Here is a 24,458-nt window from a genome sequence, read left to right on the forward strand (position 1 = left end):
GATCTCGGCTGAACATTTAATCTCGACCTAAACGCGCCTCTCCCTTAAGGTAGGGCGCGAATAGACAACCGGCTGGCCAGGCACTCCTTGGCCGTCGACCCAAGACGGACGCTTATGAACCCGAATTTTCTTGATTTCGAACAGCCGATCGCTGACCTGCAAGCCAAGATTGAAGAACTGCGCCTGGTCGGCAATGACAATTCGCTGAATATCGGCGATGAGATCGCTCGCCTGCAAGACAAGAGCAGCACGCTCACCGAAGACATTTTCGGCAAGCTGACCAGCTGGCAGATCGCGCGCCTGGCCCGCCACCCGCGCCGTCCGTACACCCTGGATTACATTCAGCACATTTTCACCGAATTCGACGAGTTGCATGGCGATCGCCACTTTTCCGACGACGCGGCCATCGTGGGCGGTATTGCCCGCCTGGACGACCAGCCAGTGATGGTGATCGGTCACCAGAAAGGCCGTGAAGTGCGTGAAAAGGTTCGCCGTAACTTCGGCATGCCGCGCCCGGAAGGCTACCGCAAGGCGTGCCGTCTGATGGAAATGGCCGAGCGCTTCAAGATGCCGATCCTGACCTTCATCGACACCCCGGGTGCTTACCCCGGTATCGATGCCGAAGAGCGCAACCAGAGCGAAGCGATCGCGTGGAACCTGCGCGTCATGTCCCGTCTGAAAACCCCGATCATCGCCACCGTGATTGGTGAGGGTGGTTCCGGCGGTGCACTGGCCATTGGCGTCTGCGACCAACTGAACATGCTGCAATATTCGACCTACGCGGTGATTTCGCCGGAAGGTTGCGCCTCGATCCTGTGGAAAACCGCCGAAAAAGCGCCGGACGCTGCCGAAGCCATGGGCATCACCGCCGATCGCCTGAAAGGCCTGGGCATCGTTGATAAGGTTATCGCCGAGCCATTGGGCGGCGCCCACCGCGATCCGGCTGCCGCTGCTGCGACTATCCGTGCCGAGCTGGGTTCGCAACTGGCGATGCTCAAGAAGCTGGACAACGAAGCGCTGCTCAAGCGTCGTTATGAGCGCCTGATGAGCTACGGCCTCTAAGTCCCGCAGTACCCAATGTGGGAGCTGGCTTATGTGGGAGCTGGCTTGCCTGCGATAGCATCAACTCGGTGTAACAGATGAACCGAGTTGTCTGCATCGCGGGCAAGCCCGGCTCGCACACAAGCCCGCTCCCACATTTGCTTTGTGTATGCTTGGCTGTCGTATTCCAGTTCTGCGCCGGTATTTTTGATGAGCCCTACTTTACCCGCCAAACTTCTGCGAAACCTCGCCCCTTGGCGCAACGCCCCCGCCTGGCATATCGCCTTCTCTGGCGGCCTTGATTCCACCGTCCTGCTGCACCTCCTGGCCTCCCTGGCAAACACCGAAACCCTGCCGCCCCTCAGCGCAATCCATGTCCATCATGGTCTGCAAGCTGCCGCCGATGCCTGGCCAAGTCATTGCCAGGGCGTATGTGACGAGCTGGGCGTGCCCTTGCAGGTGGTGCTTGTGCAAATCCAGTCGGGTGCCAGCGTTGAGCGCGCAGCGCGGGAGGCGCGCTACCGGGCGTTTACCGAAGTGACCGGGGCAGGGCAGGTGATGCTCACCGGCCAGCATCGTGACGATCAAGCCGAAACCCTGTTGTTTCGCCTGTTGCGTGGCGCGGGGGTGCGAGGCTTGGCGGCCATGCCGGTGCATCGCCCATTGGGGGGAGGGCACTTGCTGCGGCCCTTGCTGGATGTCTCACGCGTCGAGCTGCAAGCCTATGCGCACCAGCACCAGTTGCAGTGGATCGAAGACCCATCCAACGCCGATTCCCGATTTTCGCGCAATTACCTGCGCAATCGTGTGTTCCCGCTGCTGAGCGAGCGTTGGCCCCAAGCGGTCGCCAGCCTGGCCCGCACTGCCGAGCACTTGAGCGAAGCCCAGGGCTTGCTCGACGAATTGGCCGTCATTGACCTGCAAACCGCCGACCAGCCTTCGCCGTTTCCCTGGCTGGCCTTGCCGTCATTGGCCCTCGCTCCCTTGCGCGAATTTTCCGATGCCCGCCAACGCAATGCCCTGCGCCACTGGCTGACGCCGCTGACGCGCTTGCCCGACAGCGACCACTGGGCCGGTTGGTATTCCTTGCGGGATGCCAAGGGTGATGCGCAACCGCTGTGGCGCCTGGCCGATGGTCAATTGCACCGCTGCGGCGAGCGTGTGTGGTGGCTGCCTTCCACCTATTCAGCGTTTTCCGACACGCCGGTGAGCTGGCCCCATCCGCAAAACCCACTAGAGTTACCGGGTAATGGTCAGCTTGAACTTATCGGAGAGGCACCTGCAGGCCCGTTGGTGATTCGTTATCGCCAGGGCGGCGAAATCATCGATGTGCCTGGTCGGGGCCGGCGGGACTTGAAGCGCCTGCTGAATGAAAGTAGCTTGCCGGGCTTCATCCGTGGCAGATTGCCGCTGCTCTATCAGGGCGAGCAATTGCTGGCTGTCCCAACCCTTGCGGGGCTATGCGCCTGCTCGACTGGCAAGTGGCAATTACATTGGATGCCACAGAGGTGCGATCAAGGTTTGAGCTGATAGAGGCTTTCCGGTAGACTACGCTCCCTTCTTGATACAACTTCTGTGGATTCAACTGAATCGCAGCAGTTGCCGATTACCAAGCAGTCTTTGCTGGGCGATTCCAAAAAATGTGTAGCGATCAACGTACCGGTGTTTCATTGCTGGTCTGTCACCACGCGGCGGTTTTTTTGAAAGGTGCACTGTGATTAATGCAGGTGATCGGGGGCTTCGGCCTTCCTTCGCTTTCCCCGGCGGCTCGGACCGCTTTAACGCAGACTTCTAGGGTTTTTCATGACGCGCTACATATTCGTCACGGGCGGTGTTGTTTCTTCATTGGGGAAAGGCATTGCCTCCGCTTCATTGGCGGCCATCCTGGAGGCGCGGGGACTTAAGGTCACCATGCTCAAGCTGGACCCGTACATCAACGTTGACCCGGGCACCATGAGCCCGTTCCAGCACGGTGAAGTGTTCGTCACCCACGACGGCGCCGAAACCGACCTGGACCTGGGCCACTACGAGCGGTTCATCCGCACGACCATGACCCAGAACAACAACTTCACCACCGGTCGTGTCTACGAGCACGTGCTGCGCAAAGAGCGCCGTGGTGACTACCTGGGTGCAACCATCCAGGTGATTCCGCACATTACCGACGAAATCAAACGCCGCATCATCAAGGGTGCAGGCGATGCCGACGTGGCAATGGTCGAGATCGGTGGCACCGTGGGTGACATCGAATCCCAACCGTTCCTCGAAGCCATCCGCCAGTTGCGTTTCGAAGTCGGCGCCAAGCGCGCGATGCTGATGCACCTCACGTTGGTGCCGTACATCGCCACCGCCGGCGAGACCAAGACCAAGCCAACCCAGCACTCGGTAAAAGAGCTGCGTTCGATTGGCCTGCAGCCGGACGTGCTGGTGTGCCGCTCCGATCACCCGATCGACATTTCCTCGCGTCGCAAGATCGCGCAATTCACCAACGTTGAAGAACGTGCGGTCATCGCGCTGGAAGACGCCGACACCATCTACAAGATCCCGGGCATCCTGCACTCGCAAGGCCTGGACGATTTTGTGGTCGAGCGTTTCGGCCTGCAGTGCAATGGTGCAGACCTGTCCGAGTGGGAAGCCGTGGTTGACGCCAAGCTCAACCCTGAGCACGAAGTCACCATCGCCATGGTCGGCAAGTACATGGAACTGCTGGATGCGTACAAGTCGCTGATCGAAGCGATGAGCCACGCGGGAATCAGCAACCGTACCAAGGTCAACCTGCGCTACATTGATTCCGAAGACATCGAGAACCAGGGCACTGCACTGCTCGAAGGTGTTGACGCGATCCTCGTACCCGGCGGTTTCGGCCTGCGTGGCGTGGAAGGCAAGATCACCGCGGTTCAATACGCTCGTGAAAACAAAGTGCCGTACCTGGGTATCTGCCTGGGCATGCAAGTGGCCGTTATCGAGTTCGCCCGTAACGTGCTGGGCTGGAAAGACGCCAACTCCACCGAGTTCGATCACACCAGCGGCCACCCGGTCGTGGGCCTGATCACCGAGTGGGAAGACGCCACCGGCGCCGTTGAAACCCGTACCGAAACCTCCGACCTGGGCGGCACCATGCGCCTTGGCGCACAGGACTGCCTGCTGGAGCCGGGCTCGCTGGTTCACGACTGCTACGGCAAGGACGTGATCGTCGAGCGTCACCGTCACCGCTACGAAGTGAACAACAACCTGCTGCCGCAGATCAAAGAAGCCGGCCTGAAAATCTCTGGTCGCTCCGGTGATGGCAAGCTGGTTGAAGTGGTCGAGGCGCCGGATCATCCGTGGTTCGTGGCCTGCCAGTTCCACCCTGAGTTCACCTCGACGCCGCGCGATGGTCACCCGTTGTTCAGCGGTTTCGTTAAAGCAGCACTGACGCAACATCAGAAGAAGGCGTAAACCTGATGGCCCAGAAGATCATTCGCGTAGGCGACATCGAGATTGCCAACGACAAGCCCATGGTGCTGTTCGGCGGCATGAACGTGCTGGAAAGCCGCGACATGGCGATGCAGGTCTGTGAAGAGTACGTAAAAGTGACCGAGAAACTCGGTATCCCTTACGTGTTCAAGGCCAGCTTCGACAAGGCCAACCGTTCGTCCGTGACCTCCTATCGTGGCCCCGGCCTTGAAGAAGGCATGCGGATCTTCCAGGACATCAAGCAAGCCTTTGGCGTGCCGATCATCACCGACGTCCACGAGCCTGAACAGGCTGCCGTGGTCGCCGAGGTGTGCGACATCATCCAGTTGCCGGCCTTCCTGTCGCGCCAGACCGATCTGGTCGTTGCGATGGCCAAGACCGGCGCTGTGATCAATATCAAAAAAGCCCAGTTCCTCGCGCCTCAGGAAATGAAACACATCCTGAACAAGTGCGTGGAAGCGGGTAACGACCAGTTGATCCTCTGCGAGCGTGGTTCGAGCTTCGGCTACAACAACCTCGTGGTGGACATGCTCGGTTTCGGCATCATGAAACAGTTCGAATACCCGGTATTCTTCGACGTGACCCACGCGCTGCAAATGCCCGGTGGTCGCGCCGATTCTGCTGGCGGGCGACGTGCCCAGGTGCTGGACCTGGCCAAGGCGGGCATCAGCCAGTCGCTGGCGGGCCTGTTCCTGGAAGCTCACCCGGACCCGGACAACGCCAAGTGCGACGGCCCTTGCGCCCTGCGCCTGGACAAGCTGGAGCCGTTTTTGGCCCAGTTGAAGCAGTTGGACGAACTGGTCAAGAGTTTTCCGACGGTAGAGACCGCGTAAGCCGCGTTTCTCCGGTAAAGTATCCCACGCTAAACGCTCAGGCCTGCGGGCCTGAGCCTTGTCGCCTGCAAGTCTGCCCTGTTGTTCCACCCTTGCGGTCGGTCAAAAGATTTCCTACAGCTGCGTCGTTTTCGTCAACTTTGGAGTGTTTACAACAATGGCAAAAATCGTCGACATCAAAGGTCGTGAAGTTCTCGACTCCCGTGGCAACCCCACCGTCGAAGCCGACGTGCTTCTCGATAACGGCATCATCGGCAGCGCTTGCGCGCCGTCCGGTGCGTCTACCGGTTCGCGCGAAGCGCTGGAACTGCGTGATGGCGACAAGAGCCGTTACCTGGGCAAAGGTGTACTCAAAGCTGTAGCCAACATCAACGGCCCGATCCGTGACCTGTTGCTGGGCAAAGACCCGCTGGACCAGAAAGCCCTGGACCACGCGATGATCAAGCTCGACGGCACCGACAACAAAGGCAGCCTGGGCGCCAACGCCATCCTCGCCGTGTCCCTGGCCGCTGCCAAGGCGGCTGCGCAGGACCAGGACCTGCCGCTGTACGCACACATCGCCAACCTGAACGGTACCCCGGGTGTTTACTCGATGCCGGTGCCGATGATGAACATCATCAACGGTGGCGAGCACGCCGATAACAACGTCGACATCCAGGAATTCATGGTGCAGCCGGTTGGCGCCAAGACCTTCTCCGAAGGCCTGCGCATGGGCACCGAGATTTTCCATCATCTCAAGGCTGTGCTGAAGGCCCGTGGCCTGAGCACTGCGGTGGGTGACGAAGGTGGCTTTGCACCGAACCTGGCGTCCAACGAAGATGCACTTAAAGTCATCTCCGAAGCTGTGGCCAACGCTGGCTACAAGCTGGGCACCGACGTGACCCTGGCCCTGGACTGCGCGGCCAGCGAATTCTACGAAGACGGCAAGTACAACCTGTCCGGCGAAGGCCACGTGTTTACGTCGGAAGGTTTTGCTGATTACCTCAAAGGCCTCACCGAGCGCTACCCGATCATCTCGATCGAAGACGGCCTGGACGAGTCCGACTGGGATGGCTGGAAAGTCCTCACCGACAAGATCGGCGAGAAAATCCAGCTGGTGGGTGACGACCTGTTCGTCACCAACACCAAGATCCTGAAAGAAGGCATCGATAAAAAGATCGCCAACTCGATCCTGATCAAGTTCAACCAGATCGGCACCCTGACCGAAACCCTGGAAGCCATCCAGATGGCCAAGGCTGCGGGCTACACTGCCGTGATCTCGCACCGCTCCGGCGAAACCGAAGATTCGACCATTGCCGACCTGGCTGTGGGCACCTCGGCGGGCCAGATCAAGACCGGCTCCCTGTGCCGTTCCGATCGCGTGTCCAAGTACAACCAATTGCTGCGTATCGAAGAGCAACTGGCAGGTAAAGCCAAGTACAACGGTCGTAGCGAGTTTCGCGGCTGATTGTTAAGTGGTAAAAGTCTAAGGATTGTGTCGGAAAGTTCACGACAGTGTGTATTTCGGCGCTAATCTGATGGCTATCAAGCACAAGCCTGGGTCTTCCAGGCTTCGTGCTATCAGTTGCTGTAGAAGTTTTGCATGGCTGTCTTTTTTTACTGGATACCCGGATTTCGATGCGCAGTCCCAATTGGTTGTTCCTCGTCTTGCTCTTGTTGCTGGCTGGCCTGCAATACCGCCTATGGGTGGGTAATGGCAGCTTTGCGCAGGTAAAAGAGTTGACCCAGCAGATTGCCGACCAGCATGCCGAAAACGAACGTCTGCTGGAGCGTAACCGCGTCCTCGATGCCGAAGTGCTTGAGCTGAAAAAAGGTACGGAGACCGTTGAAGAGCGGGCTCGCCATGAGTTGGGCATGGTCAAGGAGGGTGAAACCCTCTACCAGTTGGCCCAATGAGTAACGATTTACCGGCCTTCTGGGCCGTGATTCCTGCCGCGGGCGTCGGTGCCCGTATGGCTGCGGACCGTCCCAAGCAGTATCTGCAACTGGGCGGGCGCACTATTCTGGAACACAGCCTTGGCTGTTTTCTCGACCATCCAGGCCTCAAGGGGCTGGTGGTCAGCCTTGCTGTCGATGATCCCTATTGGCCAAACCTGTCGTGTGCCAACGACCCTCGCATCGTGCGTGCGGACGGCGGCGACGAGCGCTCGGGCTCGGTGCTCAATGCGCTGTTGCAACTCAATGCCCTGGGCGCCAGTGATGATGATTGGGTGCTGGTGCACGATGCCGCACGGCCAAACCTGAGCCGGGATGACCTCGACACACTCCTGGCTGAACTGGCGGATGATCCGATCGGCGGCCTGCTGGCGGTGCCGGCGCGCGACACCCTCAAGCGCGTCGACAAACATGGACGTGTGGTTGAAACCGTCGACCGCAGCCTGATCTGGCAGGCGTATACGCCGCAGATGTTTCGTCTGGGTGCGTTGCATCGTGCCTTGGCCGATAGCCTGGTGGCCGATGCGGTGATCACTGATGAAGCCTCGGCCATTGAATGGTCCGGTCAAGCGCCGCGCTTGATCGAGGGGCGAGCGGACAACATCAAGGTGACCCGGCCAGAGGATCTTGAATGGCTCAGGTTACGGTGGGCTAACCGCAGGTAGTCAGTTAAACCGTGTCGACTTCATCGCAGGCAAGCCAGCTCCCACCTTTGAAATGCATTCCCCTGTGGGAGCCGGGCTTGCCCGCGATGAGGCCGGTACAGGCGCCGAATAATCAGCCACAGTACTCCGGCCTTTCAGCCAACCCAGCCTTCAAAAAGTCCACCAGCTTCCTGACCTTCGGCGACAAATGCCGCTGCTGCGGATACAACGCCCACACCGCCGTATTCGGCGGCTGATGCGCCTCCAGCAACGACACCAGCGCGCCAGTGTGCAAATGTTCCAGCACGTAATAATCCGGCAGTTGGCACAACCCAACCCCTTGCAGCGCCGCATCCAGTACCGCCTGCCCACTGTTACAGCGCCAGTTTCCCTGCACTCGCTGGGAAAATTCCCGTCCATCCTGAGCCAGTTGCCAGATATCCGAGCTGCCGATCAGACAGTTATGCCGACTCAATTCCGACAAACTATGTGGCCGACCATACCGCGCTAAGTAGGACGGCGATGCGCACAGGTACATGCGCCGAGGTGCCAGGCGGCTGGCGACCATGCGTGAGTCTTGCAAGCGCCCCAGGCGAATCGCCAGGTCCAGCCCCTCGTGCACGAGGTCCAACTGGCGATTACTCAATTCGATATCCACGCGCAACTGCGGGTACAGCCCCATGAACCGCGTGACCAACGGCACGATGAAGCGCTCGCCGTAAGCCACCGCGCAGGTCATGCGCAACATGCCCTTGGGTTCGCTGGTGAGGTCGCCCACCGCGCGCAACGCTTCTTCACGACCATCTTGCAAACGCTGGCAATGTTGCAGAAAGGTCTGGCCGGCTTCGGTGAGCGTCACCTTGCGCGTACTGCGATACAGCAAGCGCGTTTGCAGCCGTTCCTCCAGGCGCGCCACCTGCCGGCTGATATGCGATGAAGACACCCCAAGCCGCTCGGCCGCCGCGGTGAACTGGCTGCATTCAGCCACGGCGACGAACTCATCTATGCCTTCCCAGCGGTTTTCCAGCATGTTGATTGTCCCTGTGCAGCAATAATGTTTTGCTTTTGCCTGGATTATTTATCAGTGAGCCATGTTTTACACTCACTGCCTCAGTTTTTAACTCCCTGGAGAAACCCGGATGATCAAGTCCCGCGCCGCCGTAGCCTTTGAAGCTAAAAAGCCCCTTGAGATCGTTGAAGTGGATGTCGCCATGCCCAAGGCCGGCGAGGTGCTGTTGCGTGTGGTTGCGTCCGGCGTGTGCCATACCGACGCCTACACCTTGTCGGGCGCCGACCCGGAAGGCATCTTCCCGTCGATCCTCGGCCACGAAGGCGGTGCGGTGGTTGAAGCGATCGGCGAAGGCGTTACCTCGGTAGCGGTTGGCGACCACGTGATCCCGCTGTACACCCCGGAATGCGGCAAGTGCAAATTCTGCCTGTCGGGCAAGACCAACCTGTGCCAGGCCATTCGCTCCACCCAGGGCAAAGGCCTGATGCCCGACGGCACCACGCGTTTCTCCTACAAGGGCCAGCCGATTTTCCACTACATGGGCACCTCGACCTTCTCCGAGTACACCGTGTTGCCGGAAATCTCCGTGGCCAAGATCCCTAAAGAAGCGCCGCTGGAAAAAGTCTGCCTGCTGGGCTGCGGTGTCACCACCGGCATTGGTGCAGTGATCAACACTGCCAAGGTCAAGCCGGGCGACACCGTGGCCATCTTCGGCCTCGGCGGCATCGGCCTGTCGGCGGTGATTGGCGCGGTGAAAGCCAAGGCCGGTCGCATCATTGCCATCGACATCAACCCGGCCAAGTTCGAAATCGCCAAGCAACTGGGCGCCACCGACTGTATTAACCCGAAAGACTATGACCGCCCGATCCAGGACGTGATCGTCGACTTGACCGACGGCGGCGTGGACTTCTCCTTCGAGTGCATCGGCAACGTACAACTGATGCGCGCCGCCCTCGAGTGCTGCCACAAAGGTTGGGGCGAGTCGGTCATCATCGGTGTGGCCGGTGCCGGCCAGGAAATCTCCACCCGCCCATTTCAATTGGTCACCGGTCGCGTCTGGCGCGGTTCGGCGTTCGGCGGTGTGCGCGGTCGTACCGAATTGCCAAGCTATGTGGAAATGGCCCAGACCGGCGAAATCCCGCTGGACACCTTTATCACTCACACCATGGGCCTGGAAGACATCAACAAAGCGTTTGATCTGATGCATGAAGGCAAGAGCATTCGTACCGTCATCCACTTCTGAGGTCGGCCATGAACCTGGAAAACCTGTCGTGCCAGAAGAGCTTCGGTGGCTGGCATAAACGCTACAAGCACCATTCCGATGTGCTCGGTTGCGACATGACTTTCGCCGTCTACCTGCCGCCGCAAGCGGAGCAGGGCGGCAAGTTGCCAGTGCTGTACTGGCTGTCGGGGCTTACCTGCACCGATGAGAACTTCATGCAAAAGGCCGGCGCCCAGCGCATGGCCGCCGAGCTTGGGTTGATCATTGTCGCACCCGACACCAGCCCGCGTGGGCCGGGTGTGCCGGGCGACCCGGACAACGCCTGGGATTTTGGCCTGGGTGCCGGCTTCTATCTGAATGCCACGCAGGAACCGTGGGCCAAGCACTATCGGATGCATGATTATGTCGTGCAGGAATTGCCTGCCTTGGTTGAAGCGCATTTCCCGGCTTCAGACAAGCGCGGCATCAGCGGCCACTCCATGGGCGGTCACGGTGCGCTGGTGTGTGCCTTGCGCAACCCGGGGCGTTACCAATCGGTGTCGGCGTTTTCGCCGATCAACAATCCGATGGATTGCCCGTGGGGCCAGAAAGCTTTCTCCCGTTACCTGGGCGAAGAGCGCTCCAAATGGCGCGAGTGGGATGCCTGCGTGCTGATCAGCGAAGCCTCGGAAAAACTGCCGCTGCTGGTGGATCAGGGCGATCGCGACGATTTCCTTGCCGTGCAGCTTAAGCCTGAGGCGTTGCAGCAAGCGGCCAAGGCTGCCAACCATCCGCTTGAACTGCGCCTGCAGCCGGGTTATGACCACAGTTACTTCTTTATCGCCAGCTTCATCGAAGATCATTTGCGACATCATGGTCGTGCTTTGCTCGGTTAATGTGAGGCAAAAGTAGGTAGAATCACGCCCTGAATTAAATCGGGGCGTTTTTTTATGCGTATTGGCCACGGCTACGATGTGCACCGTTTCGCTGAAGGCGATTTCATCACCTTGGGCGGCGTGCGCATTGCACACCACCATGGGTTGCTGGCTCATTCCGACGGCGACGTTGTGCTGCATGCCTTGAGCGATGCCTTGCTCGGCGCGGCTGCGTTGGGCGATATCGGCAAGCACTTTCCAGACACCGACCCGACCTTCAAGGGCGCGGACAGCCGTGTCTTGCTGCGCCACGTGGTCGGCCTGATCCATGCCAAGGGCTGGAAGGTCGGCAACGTCGACAACACCATCGTGGCCCAGGCACCGAAAATGGCACCCCACATCGAATCGATGCGCGCGCTGATTGCCGCCGACCTGCAAATTGAATTGGATCAAGTCAACGTGAAAGCCACCACCACCGAAAAGCTCGGGTTTACCGGCCGGGAAGAAGGCATCGCGGTGCACTCCGTCGCCTTGTTGCTGCGCGCATGAATGATCTGCAATTGCTGGGCCCGCGTGCCTATGGCGAGGCTCTGGGCCGCGCGGTTTTGAAAGCGACGGCTGAAGATTTCCAGGTCGACGAAGTGCTGGACATTCCCCTGAGCGGCGACGGTGAGCACCTGTGGCTGTGGGTAGAAAAGCGCGGCCTGAATACCGAAGAGGCTGCGCGCCGTATCGCCAAGGCTGCTGGCGTGCCCTTGCGCACCGTCAGCTATGCCGGGCTCAAGGACCGTCAGGCGTTGACCCGTCAGTGGTTCAGCGTGCAACTGCCGGGCAAGGCCGACCCGGACATGAGCGGCGCCGAAAACGACACCCTCAAGATCCTCAAAATGGGCCGCCACAAGCGCAAGCTGCAACGCGGCGCGCATTCGGCCAACGGGTTTACCCTGCGCCTGACGCAATTGGCCGGCGATACCGCCGCCATCGACGCACGCTTGCAACTGATCGCCCAGCACGGCATCCCGAACTACTTCGGTGCCCAGCGTTTCGGGCATAACGGCGGCAACGTGGTGGATGCCCGTGAGTGGGCGGCGCGCAAGGCGTTGCCCGAGCAGCGCAATGTGCGTTCGCGGCTGCTGTCGACCGCGCGCAGCTTTCTGTTTAACAAAGTGTTGGCGGCGCGGGTCGCGGACGGCTCCTGGCAACGTGCCCAGGTCGGTGACCTGCTGGCGTTTACCGACAGTCGCAGTTTTTTTCCGGCGGGTGAGGCTGAATGCAGCGACCCGCGCCTGGCGATTCTGGATCTGCACCCCACCGGCCCACAGTGGGGCGAGGGTGATTCACCGGCCGGCGGCGCGACCCACACGCTTGAGCAAACCATTGCCGCGAGCGAGCCAGAGCTGCGCGATTGGCTGGTGAACGCCGGCATGAGCCAGGAACGTCGCATTCTGCGACTGCCCATTGGCGGGTTGACGTGGCATTATCCCGGTCCTGACATTCTGCAATTGGAATTCGTCCTGCCGGCCGGATGCTTCGCCACTGTGTTGGTGCGCGAGCTTGTTGATCTGGTGCCGGTGGGGCCGACGGACAACCCATGCGTATTCTGATATCAAACGATGACGGTGCCACCGCACCCGGTCTTGCCGCGCTTTATGCTGCGCTGCAGGATTACGCCGAGTGTGTGGTGGTTGCCCCGGACCAGGACAAGAGCGGCGCCAGCAGTTCGCTGACGCTCGACCGTCCGCTGCACCCGCAGGTTCTGGCCAATGGCTTTATCAGCGTGAACGGCACCCCCACCGACTGCGTGCACCTGGCAATCAACAGCTTGTTGGACCAGGAGCCGGATCTGGTGGTGTCGGGCATCAACCTGGGCGCCAACCTGGGCGATGACGTGCTGTATTCCGGCACCGTGGCGGCGGCCCTTGAAGGGCGTTTCCTGGGGCGCACCTCATTCGCTTTTTCGTTTGCCTCACGGCAACTGGATAACCTGGCGACGGCGGCGTATTTCGCCCGCAAGCTGGTGGAGGCCCACGGCTCGCTGGACTTGCCACCGCGCACGGTGCTCAACGTTAATATCCCCAATTTGCCCCTCGACCATATCCGCGGCATCCAGTTGACGCGCCTGGGCCATCGCGCTCGTGCGGCAGCACCGTTGAAGGTGGTCGACCCGCGTGGCAAGGAAGGTTACTGGATTGCCGCCGCCGGCGATGCCGAAGACGGCGGCCCCGGCACCGACTTTCATGCGGTGATGCAAGGTTATGTTTCGATTACCCCGTTGCAGCTCGATCGCACCTTCAGTGATGCCTTCAGTAGTCTGGATGGCTGGCTTGAGGGGTTGCGTTAATGGCGCGTGAACAAGACGACCTGTTGCGTCGTGGTATCGGGATGACCTCCCAGCGTACCCGCGAGCGTTTGATCCAGCGTCTGTATGAAGAAGGCCTGTCCAACGCCCAGGTGCTGGAAGTCATCCGGCGCACGCCTCGGCATCTGTTCGTGGATGAGGCGCTGGCGCATCGTGCCTATGAAGACACTGCGTTGCCAATCGGCCATAACCAGACCATCTCGCAACCTTATATGGTCGCGCGCATGAGTGAACTGCTGCTGGCGGCGGGGCCGTTGGACAAGGTGCTGGAGATCGGCACCGGTTCGGGTTACCAGACCGCCGTGCTCTCGCAGCTGGTGGAACGGGTGTTCTCGGTGGAGCGCATCAAGGTCCTGCAGGACCGCGCCAAGGAGCGCCTGGTGGAGCTCAACCTGCGCAACGTGGTGTTCCGTTGGGGCGACGGTTGGGAAGGCTGGCCGGCGCTGGCGCCGTATAACGGCATTATCGTCACGGCGGTCGCCACCGATGTGCCCCAGGCGTTGCTCGATCAGCTCGCCCCTGGCGGGCGCTTGGTCATCCCGGTGGGCTCTGGCGAAGTGCAACAATTGATGCTCATTATTCGCGAGGACGAAGGCTTTTCCCGGCATGTACTGGGTGCTGTGCGCTTCGTTCCGCTGCTCAATGGCCCGCTGGCCTGATCATTTCTTTGCAAACAGTGAATTCTGTTGATGGGGATGTGTCTTACGGCGGGGCTTATTGAGTCAACATGATTGGAAGCCGGGTTTAAACGCGATGAATTTTTCGTTTCAGTCGTGTACCGGTAAAAAGCCAATGCCCAGTTATACTTGCGACATATTTCAAGCCTGATACAGGCATTCATGTTCGGCCAGCACAAAGGGAGCGGCGGGTGAGTCTCACAGGTCTAGCGCAGCGTATGAGTAAAACAAGTTTTCAGCGACTGGTGCTTGGCCTTGTCTTGAGTTCCTTATTGGTGGGTTGCTCAAGCTCTCCGTCCAGCGGCGCTCGGGTTGTCGACCGAAACGGTGCCAGCGCCGTGCCGCAAAAACCGACAGTCACCACCGGGCAATATGTAGTGCGAAAGGGGGACACGATGTTCTCAATCGCCTTCCGTTACGGCTGGGATTACAAGGCGCTCGCAGCTCGTAACAATATTCCTGTGCCGTATACGATACATCCCGGGCAAACCATCCGTTTCGATGGGCGTACCGGTTCGGCATCTACGGCAGTTGTGACAAAGTCCGGATCTTCGGCCTCGTCCTCAAGCAAAACCACAATCATCACCAGGCCTGCAGGCACCGCTGCGCCTACGGTTGCGAGCAAGCCGGCAGCCACGCCGTTGTCACCTGCCGGGCCGGCGCCGACCGGTTGGGGATGGCCTTCAAACGGGGTGCTGATTGGAAAATTCTCTTCAAACGGTAGTTTGAATAAAGGCATTGATATCGCCGGGGATTTGGGACAGCCTGTTTTAGCTGCGTCTGATGGGACAGTGGTTTACGCCGGGAGTGGTTTACGGGGCTACGGCGAGCTGGTCATCATCAAACACAGCGATACCTACGTCAGTGCCTACGGTCATAACCGCAGGCTGTTGGTTCGGGAGGGGCAGCAGGTCAAAGTCGGACAGACAATTGCCGAAATGGGGTCAACTGGTACAGACCGGGTGAAACTGCACTTTGAGATTCGCCGCCAAGGGAAGCCTGTAGATCCGCTGCAATTCCTACCCCGTCGTTGATGTGTTGCACAGCCTGTTCCCTCACGTAGAAGGAACAGGCTCCAGCGTTGCCAAGGATAAAGGCGTCGCTTGAGCTTGAGGTCGAACTCACCAAAGGACTATAACAATGGCTCTCAGTAAAGAAGCGCCGGAGTTTGACATCGACGATGAGGTTCTCCTTGAAATGGAGATCCTCACCGAAAAGGAATCGATGTCGAATGATGAAGGAGCTGCTAAACCTTCAGTTCGCACCAAATCCAAAAACGCCACCGCGTTAAAGCAGCACAAGTACATTGACTACACGCGGGCGCTCGACGCTACGCAGTTGTACCTCAATGAAATTGGCTTTTCCCCTTTGCTGACTCCCGAAGAAGAAGTCCATTTTGCGCGCTTGTCGCAAAAGGGCGATCCGGCTGGGCGCAAGCGCATGATTGAAAGTAACTTGCGGCTGGTGGTGAAAATCGCCCGACGCTACGTCAATCGTGGCCTGTCGCTGTTGGACCTGATCGAGGAGGGCAACCTGGGCTTGATCCGGGCAGTGGAGAAGTTCGACCCTGAGCGGGGCTTCCGCTTTTCTACCTATGCCACCTGGTGGATTCGCCAGACCATCGAACGGGCGATCATGAATCAGACCCGTACGATCCGGTTGCCGATCCATGTGGTCAAGGAGCTCAACGTCTACCTGCGGGCGGCACGTGAGCTGACACAAAAACTCGATCATGAACCTTCGCCTGAGGAAATCGCCAACCTGCTGGAAAAGCCAGTGGGCGAGGTTAAACGCATGCTCGGCTTGAACGAGCGCGTGTCTTCGGTCGATGTCTCGCTGGGTCCGGATTCGGATAAAACCCTGCTGGACACCCTGACAGATGATCGCCCGACAGATCCTTGTGAGCTGTTGCAGGACGATGATCTTTCCCAAAGCATTGACCAGTGGCTGTCCGAACTCACGGACAAGCAGCGCGAGGTGGTGATTCGCCGTTTCGGCTTGCGCGGCCATGAGAGCAGCACCCTGGAGGATGTAGGCCTGGAGATCGGCTTGACCCGTGAGCGGGTGCGGCAGATTCAGGTGGAGGGCCTCAAGCGCTTACGTGAGATCCTCGAGAAGAACGGCTTGTCGAGTGAGTCGTTGTTCCAATAAAGACGCAGTACAAAATGTGGGAGCGGGCTTGTGTGGGAGCTGGCTTGCCTGCGATAGCATCACCTCGGTGTACCTGATACACCGAGGTGTCAGTATCGCAGGCAAGCCAGCTCCCACATAAAGCTCGCTCCCACATTTTTTTGTGCCTGGTATTACCTGGGGGCCGGGACTAAATCCCAGGCATAAAAAAACCCCGCTTTTAAGGGCGGGGTTTTTTCGACTAAGTCAGTACAAGTTAGATAACTTGAACTTCTTCAGCTTGCATGCCTTTCTGACCGCGGGTAGCGATGAAAGAAACCTGTTGGCCTTCTTTCAGGCTTTTGAAGCCGTCGGATTGGATAGCTTTGAAGTGAACGAACAGGTCGTCACCGGATTGTGGAGTGATGAAGCCGAAGCCTTTTTCATCGTTGAACCACTTAACGGTACCAGTTTGGCGATTAGACATGGTGTATCTCCTTGGACAAAGTTAACTGCGACTCAGGAAAAGCCCTGGCCGAGACTGAGTGCAAAGAGCAGGAAAAATTCTTGGAGATGGTTGGATCGAAATTCAACATATCGTGTAGAGATTCTCAGTGACACAAGCAGCACAGTGGCGCCACCTTAACCCTTTTTCCGGGACGTGCCAATGGTATTTCCGAAGGTTTCTCTATTTTCGTGACTGGCGGTGGTATTTACAGTCACCTGGCACTGTAATGTGGGGCCCGGCCCCGCTGGCTGCCGCTTATAGACGGCTGCACATTCATCAACAAATGCCCTGCGCCCTTTGAACCCCAGGGCCAGCCCCGGTAAGATGCCCAACAGAATTTTTCCACCTCGCTATTCAGGACACCCGCCATGAGCATCAAATCGGACAAGTGGATTCGCCGCATGGCGCAAGAACACGGCATGATCGAACCTTTCGTTGAACGCCAGATCCGTGGCGAAGGCGCGGCTCCCGTGATTTCCTACGGTGTTTCCAGCTACGGCTACGACGTACGCTGTGCCGATGAATTCAAGGTGTTCACCAACATCAACTCGGCGATCGTCGATCCGAAAAACTTCGACGAAAAGAGCTTCGTCGACGTTAAAAGCGACGTGTGCATCATTCCGCCAAACTCCTTTGCCCTGGCGCGCACCGTGGAGTTCTTCCGTATTCCACGTGACGTGTTGACCATCTGCCTGGGTAAAAGCACCTACGCGCGCTGCGGCATCATCGTTAACGTGACGCCGCTTGAGCCGGAGTGGGAAGGCCACGTGACCCTGGAGTTCTCCAACACCACCACCTTGCCGGCAAAGATCTACGCCAACGAAGGCGTGGCGCAGATGCTGTTCCTGCAGTCCGACGAAGCCTGTGAAGTGTCCTATAAAGACCGCGCCGGCAAGTATCAGGGCCAGCGTGGCGTTACTCTCCCACGCGCTTGATCGAAAGGTCTTACACGCAAAGGGAATTAGTCTGCGTGAAGTGACTCTATTGGGTGTACTGCCTCGGTGCGTGCAAAACGCGCCGAGCCACGCTTGAGGAGTACTTTATGAAGATCGACCCGCGAATCAGCGCCGAACTCGCCCGGCTTGAACCCAACCAGATTGGTGTTCTGGCCTGGTCCCTGATGGCCGACCCAGCGTATGCGGGTGGCATCCCTGGCCAACCTGACGAAGATTGGCCGCAGCAGCCCACCGAGCCCGGTGAGCCAGTCCTTCCCGATGAGCCGCCTCCCGCGCCTGTCGCCTGACTTATCAAAAGACATGGCTGGCGCTTCAGCACACCGGCCATACGTCTTGATCGCCGATCACAAATACTTGCCGATCGTCGCTTTTCTCTACGGAGTAACCGCCGGTAAAAGCTCCGAATGCCGGCAGCAAGCTGATCTTCGAGCCGATCTGGAAGCACGGCAAACGCAAACTCTGCCGACCTTTGCCGCGCAACCGGTACACAGGATGCACATGCCCGGCCAGCACATGCTGGCTGGGATGGGCATCCGGCTCATGCTGCAATGCAAATGGCCCCATCAATAGCGGCTCGGCCACCACTTCAATCCTCAAGTCGGCAGGCGGGTCGCCAGCGCGTTTATCGTGATTGCCGCGAATCAAGGTCAGGTTCAGTGCGTGATTGCGCTCGCGCCAGGTTCTCAAGGCGCTCAGGGTGCCGCTGGCGTGCGAACCCGGGCCGTGCAGGAAGTCACCGAGAAAGATCACCTGCGCACACGGCAGGGCCGATAACAGGCGGTCCAGGCGCTGCAGGTTGTCGGTAGTGGTGCCCTGCGGCACCGGTTGCCCGAGGCTGCGGTACGCCGAGGCCTTGCCAAAATGCGCATCGGCGATCAGCAGGCACTGGCGGGCGGGCCAGTAAATCGCCTTTTCCGCCAGCAGCCACAACTCCTCACCCTCAAGCGTCAGCGAATAATGCATCAACGTTTCCCGGTATCCGCGACTTTTTCCAGGTCCTTGACCATGCGTGCAATACGCTCGGACAGCTTCTCCGAACTCATGCTCTCGCGCATTCGCTCAACCAGCAGTGGAAAAGCCAGCGGCGTCGGCCGTTCGATCATGTGCAGGTCGAGTTTCAGCGCCGACAAATGACGCAATGTCTCTTCCAGCCGACGAATATCCAACTCATCACGCAGGACTTCTTCTCCGGCCTGGGTCAGCAAAAGGTTCTCTGGGTCGTATTGTTTGAACACCTCAAAGAACAAGCCGCTGGAAGCCTGCACCTGCCGTGTGCTTTTCGGCGCGCCAGGGTAACCGGCAAACACCAGCCCGGCGATGCGGGCGATTTCGCGAAAGCGGCGCAGCGCCAGCTCACCGGCATTCAAGCTGGCCGCCACGTCCAACAGTAAGTTCGTTGGGCTCAGCAACGCTTGATTCAACACAACCGGCCAGTCCACCGGCGTAGCGCTCAATAGTTCCAGCCCGTAATCATTCACCGCAATCGAAAAGGTCACCGGCTGGCCTTGGCTGACCCTCCACGCCAGCAGGCTCGCCAGCCCCAGATGCACCTGGCGACCGGCGAACGGGTAGAGAAACAGGTGCCAGCCTTCCCGCGACTTCAGGGCTTCCGCCAGCAAGTACGCACGTGTCGGCAGGCCAGACCAGCGCAACTGGGTTTGTAACAGGGGTTGCACTGCCCGCATCTCCGGGCCATCGAAGTGCCCGTGGGCGGCTGCATCAAAGCGCTCGACCACCGCCTGCGCCAATTCATTGGATAGCGGCATGCGCCCGCCATTCCAGCGCGGCACGGCAGCCTTTTTCGCGGTGCTGCGCCGTACATACGCGGTCATGTTTTCCACTCGCACCAACTCCAGCAAACGCCCTGCAAACAAAAAACCGTCGCCAGGCTTGAGCCGGGCGATAAAACCTTCCTCGACACTGCCCAGATTCTTGCCGCCGCCGCCCTTGCTCCAGAATTTCAACTGGATACTCGCATCGCTGACGATAGTGCCCACGCTCATGCGATGACGCCGCGCCAGGCGTGCATCCGGCACGCGCCACACGCCATGCTCGTCGGGTTCCACTCGGCGGTAATCCGGATAGGCCGTCAACGACAGGCCGCCATGGCGCACAAACCCCAGCGCCCAGGCCCAGTCGGCGTCAGTAAGGTCACGATAAGCCCAGGCATCACGCACCTCCGCCAACAGCGCATCCGGGGTAAAACCACCGCCCAGGGCCATGCTCACCAAGTGTTGTACGAGCACATCCAATGGCTTGTAGGGCGATTCGCGAGCTTCGATGCGCCGCTGCGCTATCGCGTCCTGGGCGGCGGCGGCTTCCACCAGTTCCAGGCTATGGGTTGGCACCAACGTCACCCGTGATGGCCTGCCTGGCGCATGACCAGAGCGGCCGGCGCGCTGCATCAGGCGCGCCACGCCTTTGGCCGAGCCGATTTGCAGCACGCGCTCCACCGGCAGGAAATCCACACCCAGGTCCAGGCTCGAGGTACACACCACGGCCTTGAGCTGGCCGTCTTTCAGGGCGCGCTCCACCCAGTCGCGTGTTTCACGCGACAGCGAGCCATGGTGCAGGGCAATCACGCCCGCCCAGTCCGGACGCGCCTCCAGCAACGCCTGGTACCAGATCTCCGACTGTGCCCGCGTATTGGTAAACACCAGGCAACTGCTGCTGGCGTCCACTTCGGCCACCACTTGCGGGAGCATCTTCAAGCCGATATGGCCAGCCCAGGGAAATCGCTCGGTGGTCGGCGGTAACAAGGTGTCGACCTTCAGTTCTTTAGCCGTCTGCCCCTGCACATTGATCCCACCGCCTTGTGGGACAAGAACCTCAAGGGCGTGAGACTGATTGCCCAAGGTCGCGGAAATCCCCCACACCATCAAATCCGGATGCCAACGCCGCAAGCGCGCCAACGCCAGTTGCAGTTGCACGCCACGCTTGTTGCCAATCAGTTCGTGCCACTCATCCACGATCACCATGCGCAGGTGCGCCAGGCTGGTCTCACTGTCGGCACGCGCGAGCATCAATGTCAGGCTTTCCGGCGTGGTCACCAGCGCGGTGGGCTGACGCCGGGTTTGGCGCGCGCGTTCGCTGCTGCTGGTGTCGCCGGTACGCAGGCCGACACTCCATGGAATCTCCAGTGCCGCCAGTGGCGCCTCCAGGGCGCGCGCCGTGTCGGCGGCCAAGGCTCGCATGGGCGTGATCCACAACACCGTCAGTGGCTCAGCGGGCGCTTTGCGTTTACCGGTGGCGGGCGGGCGAGTGACGGCGAAGCGGTTGAGGGCGGCAAACCACAGCGCATAGGTTTTACCCGCGCCGGTGCTGGCGTGCAGCAGGCCTGATTGGCCGTCTTTAACCGCCGCCCACACGGCTTTTTGAAAGGCGAACGGCTTCCAGCCCTTGGTGGCAAACCATGTTTTGGCGAAATCGAGGGGTTTTGCCATTCGGCGGCTGACGCTCTGGAGTCTCTATGTCAGAGACCCTCCAGGCGTCGCAAAGGTTTACTTCAAGTTACCGCTCAGAAATTGCTGCAGGCGCTCGCTCTTCGGGTTGCCCAACACATCTTCGGGCGTGCCTTGCTCTTCCACCAGACCCTTGTGCAGGAACAGCACCTGGTTCGACACCTTGCGCGCAAAACTCATCTCGTGGGTGACCATGATCATGGTGCGGCCTTCCTCGGCCAAACCCTGTATTACTTTCAACACTTCGCCGACCAGTTCCGGGTCGAGGGCCGAGGTGGGTTCGTCAAACAGCATCACCTCCGGCTCCATGGCCAGGGCGCGGGCGATGGCCACCCGTTGCTGTTGGCCACCAGAAAGGAACGCCGGGTATTGATCGGCCACGCGTGCCGGCAACCCGACCTTATCCAGGTAGCGACGGGCACGGTCTTCGGCGTCCTTCTTGCTGCAACCCAGTACCCGGCGCGGTGCCATGGTGATGTTTTCCAGCACGCTCATATGGCTCCACAGGTTGAAGTGCTGGAACACCATCGCCAGCCGCGTACGCAGGCGTTGCAATTCGGCGTCGTCGGCCACGCGCATGCCATGGCGATCGCTGACCATGCGGATCTGCTGACCATCTAGGGTCATGGCGCCGTCGTTGGGCGTTTCCAGAAAGTTGATGCAGCGCAAAAAGGTGCTTTTGCCCGAGCCGCTGGCGCCGATCAGGCTGATCACATCACCGGTGTTGGCCTTGAGCGAGACACCTTTGAGCACTTCATTGTCGCCATAGCTTTTATGCAGGCCTTCAACGGTCAATTTGTACATGGGGCGTGCATCCTCAAGGCGAAAGTAGGTAGCCGCTGCGGTAGGCTTGCGTGCCTGCAACATGGCTGATCACCATGCCGGCAGTGGCCATGCGCCGCAGCGAACGGGCGTAAAGCAGGCCGGCATGTTTGCAGTGCACAGGCGTTACGCGGTCAGTAATGGGGTCGATGATTTCGGCGATCAGTTGCCCGGCTTCCAGGTATTCACCGGGCAGGGCGCTGAACACCAGCAAGCCGCCGACCGGCGTGGTCACCGGTTCCACGCCCGCCAGCGGCGTGGCCGGGTAGGGCAGCTCGGGCAGTGGCGGCGCGTCACCGGTGATGGCACCGAAGTGAGTCAGATAATCGATGATCGCCTGGCAATCCAGCGCCGCCAGGCCGTGGTTGACGTCGCCCTGGCCGCGCAGTTCGACGGTCACCGAAAAACTGCCCATCGGGATCGGGAAGCGCTCGCCGAAGCGTTGCTGTAACTGCCACCACACCAGCGTGAAGCACTCGTCGAACGACTGCCCGCCGGAGTCGGTCGCCAGCAAGTTGGCTTCCGAGCCGATATAGCGCGCCAGCGGCTCCACCTGCGGCCATGCCTCGGGCGTGGTGTACAGGTGCGCCACGGCTTCAAAGTCGCAATGCAGGTCCAACACCATGTCGGCATCGCATGCCAGGCGTTGCAACACCAGGCGTTGGGATTGCAGCTGGGTAGCAGGCGTTTGCGCCGCAAGGGCCAGGCTCAGGGCGTCGCGAATAAGCTCGACGTTGTGCGTGGGGTCGTCGCCCAGCAGGCCTTCGACCTGATTGCCGACCTCCTCACTGAGGTCGACAAACAGGCGATTGAAATTTTGCCCGCTTTCCAGCTCGTAGCGGCCCAACGGAATGTCCATCAACACCTGCTCAAGTCCCACCGGATTGGCGATGGGCACCAGCACGATCTCACTGCGCAGGCGCCCAGCCGCCGCCAGCTCCGCCAGGCGCAGCTTCAGGTGCCAGGCCACCAGCATGCCCGGCAGCTCATCGGCATGCAGTGATGACTGGATATAGATCTTGCCTTCAGCCTGTTCCGGGCCGAAGTGGAAACTGTGAACCTGCCGCGCCGTGCCCGGCACCGGCGCGATCAGTTCATGCACCTGATGACGCATGACGACTCCTTAGTGGCTCGGCCCGAGAAAGGCCAGCCAGCGACGTTCCGCTAGACGAAACAGCCCGACCAGCGCGAAGGTCACGGTCAGGTAGATCAGCGCGGCGATGCCGAATGATTGAAAGGTCATGTAGGTGGCCGAGTTGGCATCCCGCGCCACCTTGAGAATGTCCGGCACCGTCGCGGTAAACGCCACCGTGGTCGAGTGCAGCATCAGGATCACTTCGTTGCTGTAGTAGGGCAGCGAGCGGCGTAGGGCCGAGGGCATGATCACATAGGCATACAGCTTCCAACCGCTCAGGCCGTAAGCCTTGGCCGCTTCGACTTCGCCATGAGCCATGCTGCGGATCGCGCCGGCGAAAATTTCCGTGGTGTATGCGCAGGTGTTGAGGGCGAAGGCCAGAATGGTGCAGTTCATCGCGTCGCGAAAGAACGCATCCAGCACCGGTTGCGCGCGCACGGCGGCGATGCTGTAGATGCCGGTGTAGCAAATCAACAGTTGGATATACAGCGGCGTGCCACGAAACAGGTAGGTGTAGAACTGCACCGGCCAGCGTATGGAGCGTTTGCGCGAAACGCGGGCGATGGACAGCGGAATCGAGACCAGAAAGCCGATCACCAGCGCCGCGCTGAGCAGCCACATGGTCATCGCCAGCCCGGTGATGTGCTGACCGTCGCTATAAAGGAAAGGCCGCCAGTATTGCTGGATAAGTTCGATCATCGCACGGCCTCCCGGGACCCAGCGGAGTAGCGGCGCTCAAGCCAGCGCAGGACGACGTTGGATGCACTGGTGATCAGCAGGTAGATCAGCGCCGCGATGACCAGAAAATAGAACAGCTGATAAGTACTCTTGCCCGCATCCTGCGCGGCCTTGACCAGGTCCGCCAGACCGATGATCGACACCAGCGCGGTGGCCTTGAGCATCACCATCCAGTTGTTGCCGATGCCCGGCAAGGCAAAGCGCATCATCTGCGGGAAGGTCACGAAGCGAAACCGCTGCCCGCGCGTGAGCCCGTAGGCGGTCGCCGCTTCCAACTGGCCACGCGGCACGGCGAGGATCGCGCCGCGAAACGTCTCGGTGAAATAGGCGCCATAGATGAAGCCCAGGGTGATGACCCCGGCGCTGAATGGGTCGATCTCGATGTAGTCCCATTCCATAAAGTCGGTAAAGCCGGTCAGCCAGATTTGCAGGCTGTAGAAAATCAGCAGCATCAGCACCAGGTCGGGCACGCCGCGAATCAAGGTGGTGTAGAGCTGGGCAGGGATGCGGATCAGGCTGACGCTGGACAGTTTGGCGCTGGCGCCGAGCAGGCCCAGCAGGACGCTGACGGCCAGGGAGGCGACCGACAGTTTCACGGTCATCCACGTACCTTGCAGCAACAGCGGGCCGAACCCCTTCAAGCTGAAGGCACCCAGCCCCAGGGTTTGCAAAAGATCTTCAAACATGAATTCAGGACCTAAT

General features: G+C 59.9%; 25 protein-coding genes. 17 read left to right on the forward strand and 8 right to left on the reverse strand.

Features of this window, described 5'->3' with window-relative positions:
- Window positions 1-114 precede the first annotated feature (114 nt).
- From HBO23_RS03100 to ispD, 7 genes are all read left to right on the forward strand, one after another.
- The gene (locus HBO23_RS03100; protein WP_017137153.1) at window positions 115-1,062 is read left to right on the forward strand and encodes an acetyl-CoA carboxylase carboxyltransferase subunit alpha; all 948 of its coding nucleotides are present in this window, start codon (window positions 115-117) and stop codon (window positions 1,060-1,062) included.
- Between the two features lie 189 nt (window positions 1,063-1,251).
- A complete protein-coding gene (gene tilS, locus HBO23_RS03105) occupies window positions 1,252-2,571 on the forward strand; it encodes a tRNA lysidine(34) synthetase TilS (protein WP_170036462.1) in 1,320 nt (439 codons plus the stop codon).
- A 273-nt stretch (window positions 2,572-2,844) separates the two neighbouring features.
- Window positions 2,845-4,476, forward strand: coding sequence for a CTP synthase (locus tag HBO23_RS03110; protein ID WP_078741105.1), 1,632 nt, complete (start codon window positions 2,845-2,847; stop codon window positions 4,474-4,476).
- Between the two features lie 5 nt (window positions 4,477-4,481).
- Window positions 4,482-5,327: a 3-deoxy-8-phosphooctulonate synthase gene (gene kdsA, locus HBO23_RS03115; protein ID WP_010212442.1), complete on the forward strand. Its 846-nt coding sequence runs from the start codon at window positions 4,482-4,484 to the stop codon at window positions 5,325-5,327.
- Between the two features lie 157 nt (window positions 5,328-5,484).
- Window positions 5,485-6,774, forward strand: a complete 1,290-nt coding sequence (eno, locus tag HBO23_RS03120) for a phosphopyruvate hydratase (RefSeq protein ID WP_017137156.1) — start codon at window positions 5,485-5,487, stop codon at window positions 6,772-6,774.
- A gap of 170 nt (window positions 6,775-6,944) precedes the next feature.
- Window positions 6,945-7,223 carry a cell division protein FtsB gene (gene ftsB / locus HBO23_RS03125; RefSeq protein ID WP_017137157.1) on the forward strand — a complete coding sequence of 93 codons (279 nt, stop codon included), beginning with the start codon at window positions 6,945-6,947 and terminating at the stop codon, window positions 7,221-7,223.
- Complete coding sequence (gene ispD, locus HBO23_RS03130) at window positions 7,220-7,927, forward strand: 2-C-methyl-D-erythritol 4-phosphate cytidylyltransferase (RefSeq protein ID WP_170036464.1); 708 nt, start codon at window positions 7,220-7,222, stop codon at window positions 7,925-7,927. Before ftsB ends, ispD begins: the two co-directional genes overlap by 4 nt.
- Before the next feature lie 112 nt (window positions 7,928-8,039).
- Here ispD and HBO23_RS03135 read toward each other — a convergent pair whose 3' ends face one another.
- Window positions 8,040-8,936, reverse strand: coding sequence for a LysR substrate-binding domain-containing protein (locus HBO23_RS03135; protein WP_017137159.1), 897 nt, complete (start codon window positions 8,934-8,936; stop codon window positions 8,040-8,042).
- Window positions 8,937-9,045: 109 nt separating this feature from the next.
- Here HBO23_RS03135 and HBO23_RS03140 point away from each other — a divergent pair, with 109 nt between their 5' ends.
- From HBO23_RS03140 to rpoS, 8 genes are all read left to right on the forward strand, one after another.
- Entirely contained in the window at window positions 9,046-10,158 is a 1,113-nt protein-coding gene (locus HBO23_RS03140; RefSeq protein WP_017137160.1) for an S-(hydroxymethyl)glutathione dehydrogenase/class III alcohol dehydrogenase, read from the forward strand.
- A gap of 8 nt (window positions 10,159-10,166) precedes the next feature.
- The gene (fghA, locus tag HBO23_RS03145; protein WP_017137161.1) at window positions 10,167-11,012 is read left to right on the forward strand and encodes an S-formylglutathione hydrolase; all 846 of its coding nucleotides are present in this window, start codon (window positions 10,167-10,169) and stop codon (window positions 11,010-11,012) included.
- Window positions 11,013-11,066: 54 nt separating this feature from the next.
- Entirely contained in the window at window positions 11,067-11,540 is a 474-nt protein-coding gene (gene ispF / locus HBO23_RS03150) for a 2-C-methyl-D-erythritol 2,4-cyclodiphosphate synthase (RefSeq protein ID WP_012722614.1), read from the forward strand.
- Window positions 11,537-12,595, forward strand: coding sequence for a tRNA pseudouridine(13) synthase TruD (truD, locus tag HBO23_RS03155; RefSeq protein WP_017137162.1), 1,059 nt, complete (start codon window positions 11,537-11,539; stop codon window positions 12,593-12,595). Before ispF ends, truD begins: the two co-directional genes overlap by 4 nt.
- Window positions 12,583-13,332, forward strand: a complete 750-nt coding sequence (surE, locus tag HBO23_RS03160) for a 5'/3'-nucleotidase SurE (protein ID WP_017137163.1) — start codon at window positions 12,583-12,585, stop codon at window positions 13,330-13,332. Before truD ends, surE begins: the two co-directional genes overlap by 13 nt.
- Window positions 13,333-13,373: 41 nt before the next feature.
- A complete protein-coding gene (locus HBO23_RS03165) occupies window positions 13,374-14,009 on the forward strand; it encodes a protein-L-isoaspartate(D-aspartate) O-methyltransferase (RefSeq protein WP_169850588.1) in 636 nt (211 codons plus the stop codon).
- Window positions 14,010-14,218: 209 nt separating this feature from the next.
- Window positions 14,219-15,061 carry a peptidoglycan DD-metalloendopeptidase family protein gene (locus HBO23_RS03170; protein ID WP_170036466.1) on the forward strand — a complete coding sequence of 281 codons (843 nt, stop codon included), beginning with the start codon at window positions 14,219-14,221 and terminating at the stop codon, window positions 15,059-15,061.
- A gap of 106 nt (window positions 15,062-15,167) precedes the next feature.
- On the forward strand, window positions 15,168-16,178 hold the full coding sequence (gene rpoS / locus HBO23_RS03175) for an RNA polymerase sigma factor RpoS (protein WP_017137165.1): 1,011 nt from the start codon (window positions 15,168-15,170) through the stop codon (window positions 16,176-16,178).
- Window positions 16,179-16,413: 235 nt separating this feature from the next.
- Here rpoS and HBO23_RS03180 read toward each other — a convergent pair whose 3' ends face one another.
- A complete protein-coding gene (locus HBO23_RS03180) occupies window positions 16,414-16,623 on the reverse strand; it encodes a cold-shock protein (protein WP_002554837.1) in 210 nt (69 codons plus the stop codon).
- Between the two features lie 389 nt (window positions 16,624-17,012).
- Here HBO23_RS03180 and dcd point away from each other — a divergent pair, with 389 nt between their 5' ends.
- Both dcd and HBO23_RS03190 read left to right on the forward strand, forming a co-directional pair.
- Entirely contained in the window at window positions 17,013-17,579 is a 567-nt protein-coding gene (gene dcd / locus HBO23_RS03185) for a dCTP deaminase (RefSeq protein WP_017137166.1), read from the forward strand.
- Window positions 17,580-17,686: 107 nt separating this feature from the next.
- Window positions 17,687-17,887: a hypothetical protein gene (locus HBO23_RS03190; protein ID WP_017137167.1), complete on the forward strand. Its 201-nt coding sequence runs from the start codon at window positions 17,687-17,689 to the stop codon at window positions 17,885-17,887.
- Window positions 17,888-17,912: 25 nt separating this feature from the next.
- On the opposite strand, the gene pdeM is transcribed toward HBO23_RS03190, so the two are convergent.
- The 6 genes from pdeM to HBO23_RS03220 are packed head-to-tail and all read right to left on the reverse strand — an operon-like array spanning window position 17,913 to window position 24,442.
- Window positions 17,913-18,563 (reverse strand): ligase-associated DNA damage response endonuclease PdeM, encoded by a 651-nt coding sequence (gene pdeM, locus HBO23_RS03195; protein ID WP_017137168.1) that lies wholly within the window; start codon window positions 18,561-18,563, stop codon window positions 17,913-17,915.
- The gene (locus tag HBO23_RS03200; RefSeq protein WP_138452022.1) at window positions 18,563-21,043 is read right to left on the reverse strand and encodes a ligase-associated DNA damage response DEXH box helicase; all 2,481 of its coding nucleotides are present in this window, start codon (window positions 21,041-21,043) and stop codon (window positions 18,563-18,565) included. Before HBO23_RS03200 ends, pdeM begins: the two co-directional genes overlap by 1 nt.
- Window positions 21,044-21,100: 57 nt before the next feature.
- Window positions 21,101-21,865 (reverse strand): ATP-binding cassette domain-containing protein, encoded by a 765-nt coding sequence (locus HBO23_RS03205; protein ID WP_017137170.1) that lies wholly within the window; start codon window positions 21,863-21,865, stop codon window positions 21,101-21,103.
- Window positions 21,866-21,878: 13 nt separating this feature from the next.
- On the reverse strand, window positions 21,879-22,997 hold the full coding sequence (locus HBO23_RS03210) for a succinylglutamate desuccinylase/aspartoacylase family protein (RefSeq protein WP_170036468.1): 1,119 nt from the start codon (window positions 22,995-22,997) through the stop codon (window positions 21,879-21,881).
- Window positions 22,998-23,006: 9 nt separating this feature from the next.
- The gene (locus tag HBO23_RS03215) at window positions 23,007-23,717 is read right to left on the reverse strand and encodes an ABC transporter permease (protein ID WP_017137171.1); all 711 of its coding nucleotides are present in this window, start codon (window positions 23,715-23,717) and stop codon (window positions 23,007-23,009) included.
- A complete protein-coding gene (locus tag HBO23_RS03220; protein ID WP_017137172.1) occupies window positions 23,714-24,442 on the reverse strand; it encodes an ABC transporter permease in 729 nt (242 codons plus the stop codon). The genes HBO23_RS03215 and HBO23_RS03220 overlap by 4 nt, the downstream gene beginning before the upstream one ends.
- Window positions 24,443-24,458: the final 16 nt, after the last annotated feature.

It is taken from the genome of Pseudomonas sp. WS 5532 (genome assembly GCF_012985445.1).
GTDB classification, from domain to species: domain Bacteria; phylum Pseudomonadota; class Gammaproteobacteria; order Pseudomonadales; family Pseudomonadaceae; genus Aquipseudomonas; species Aquipseudomonas edaphica.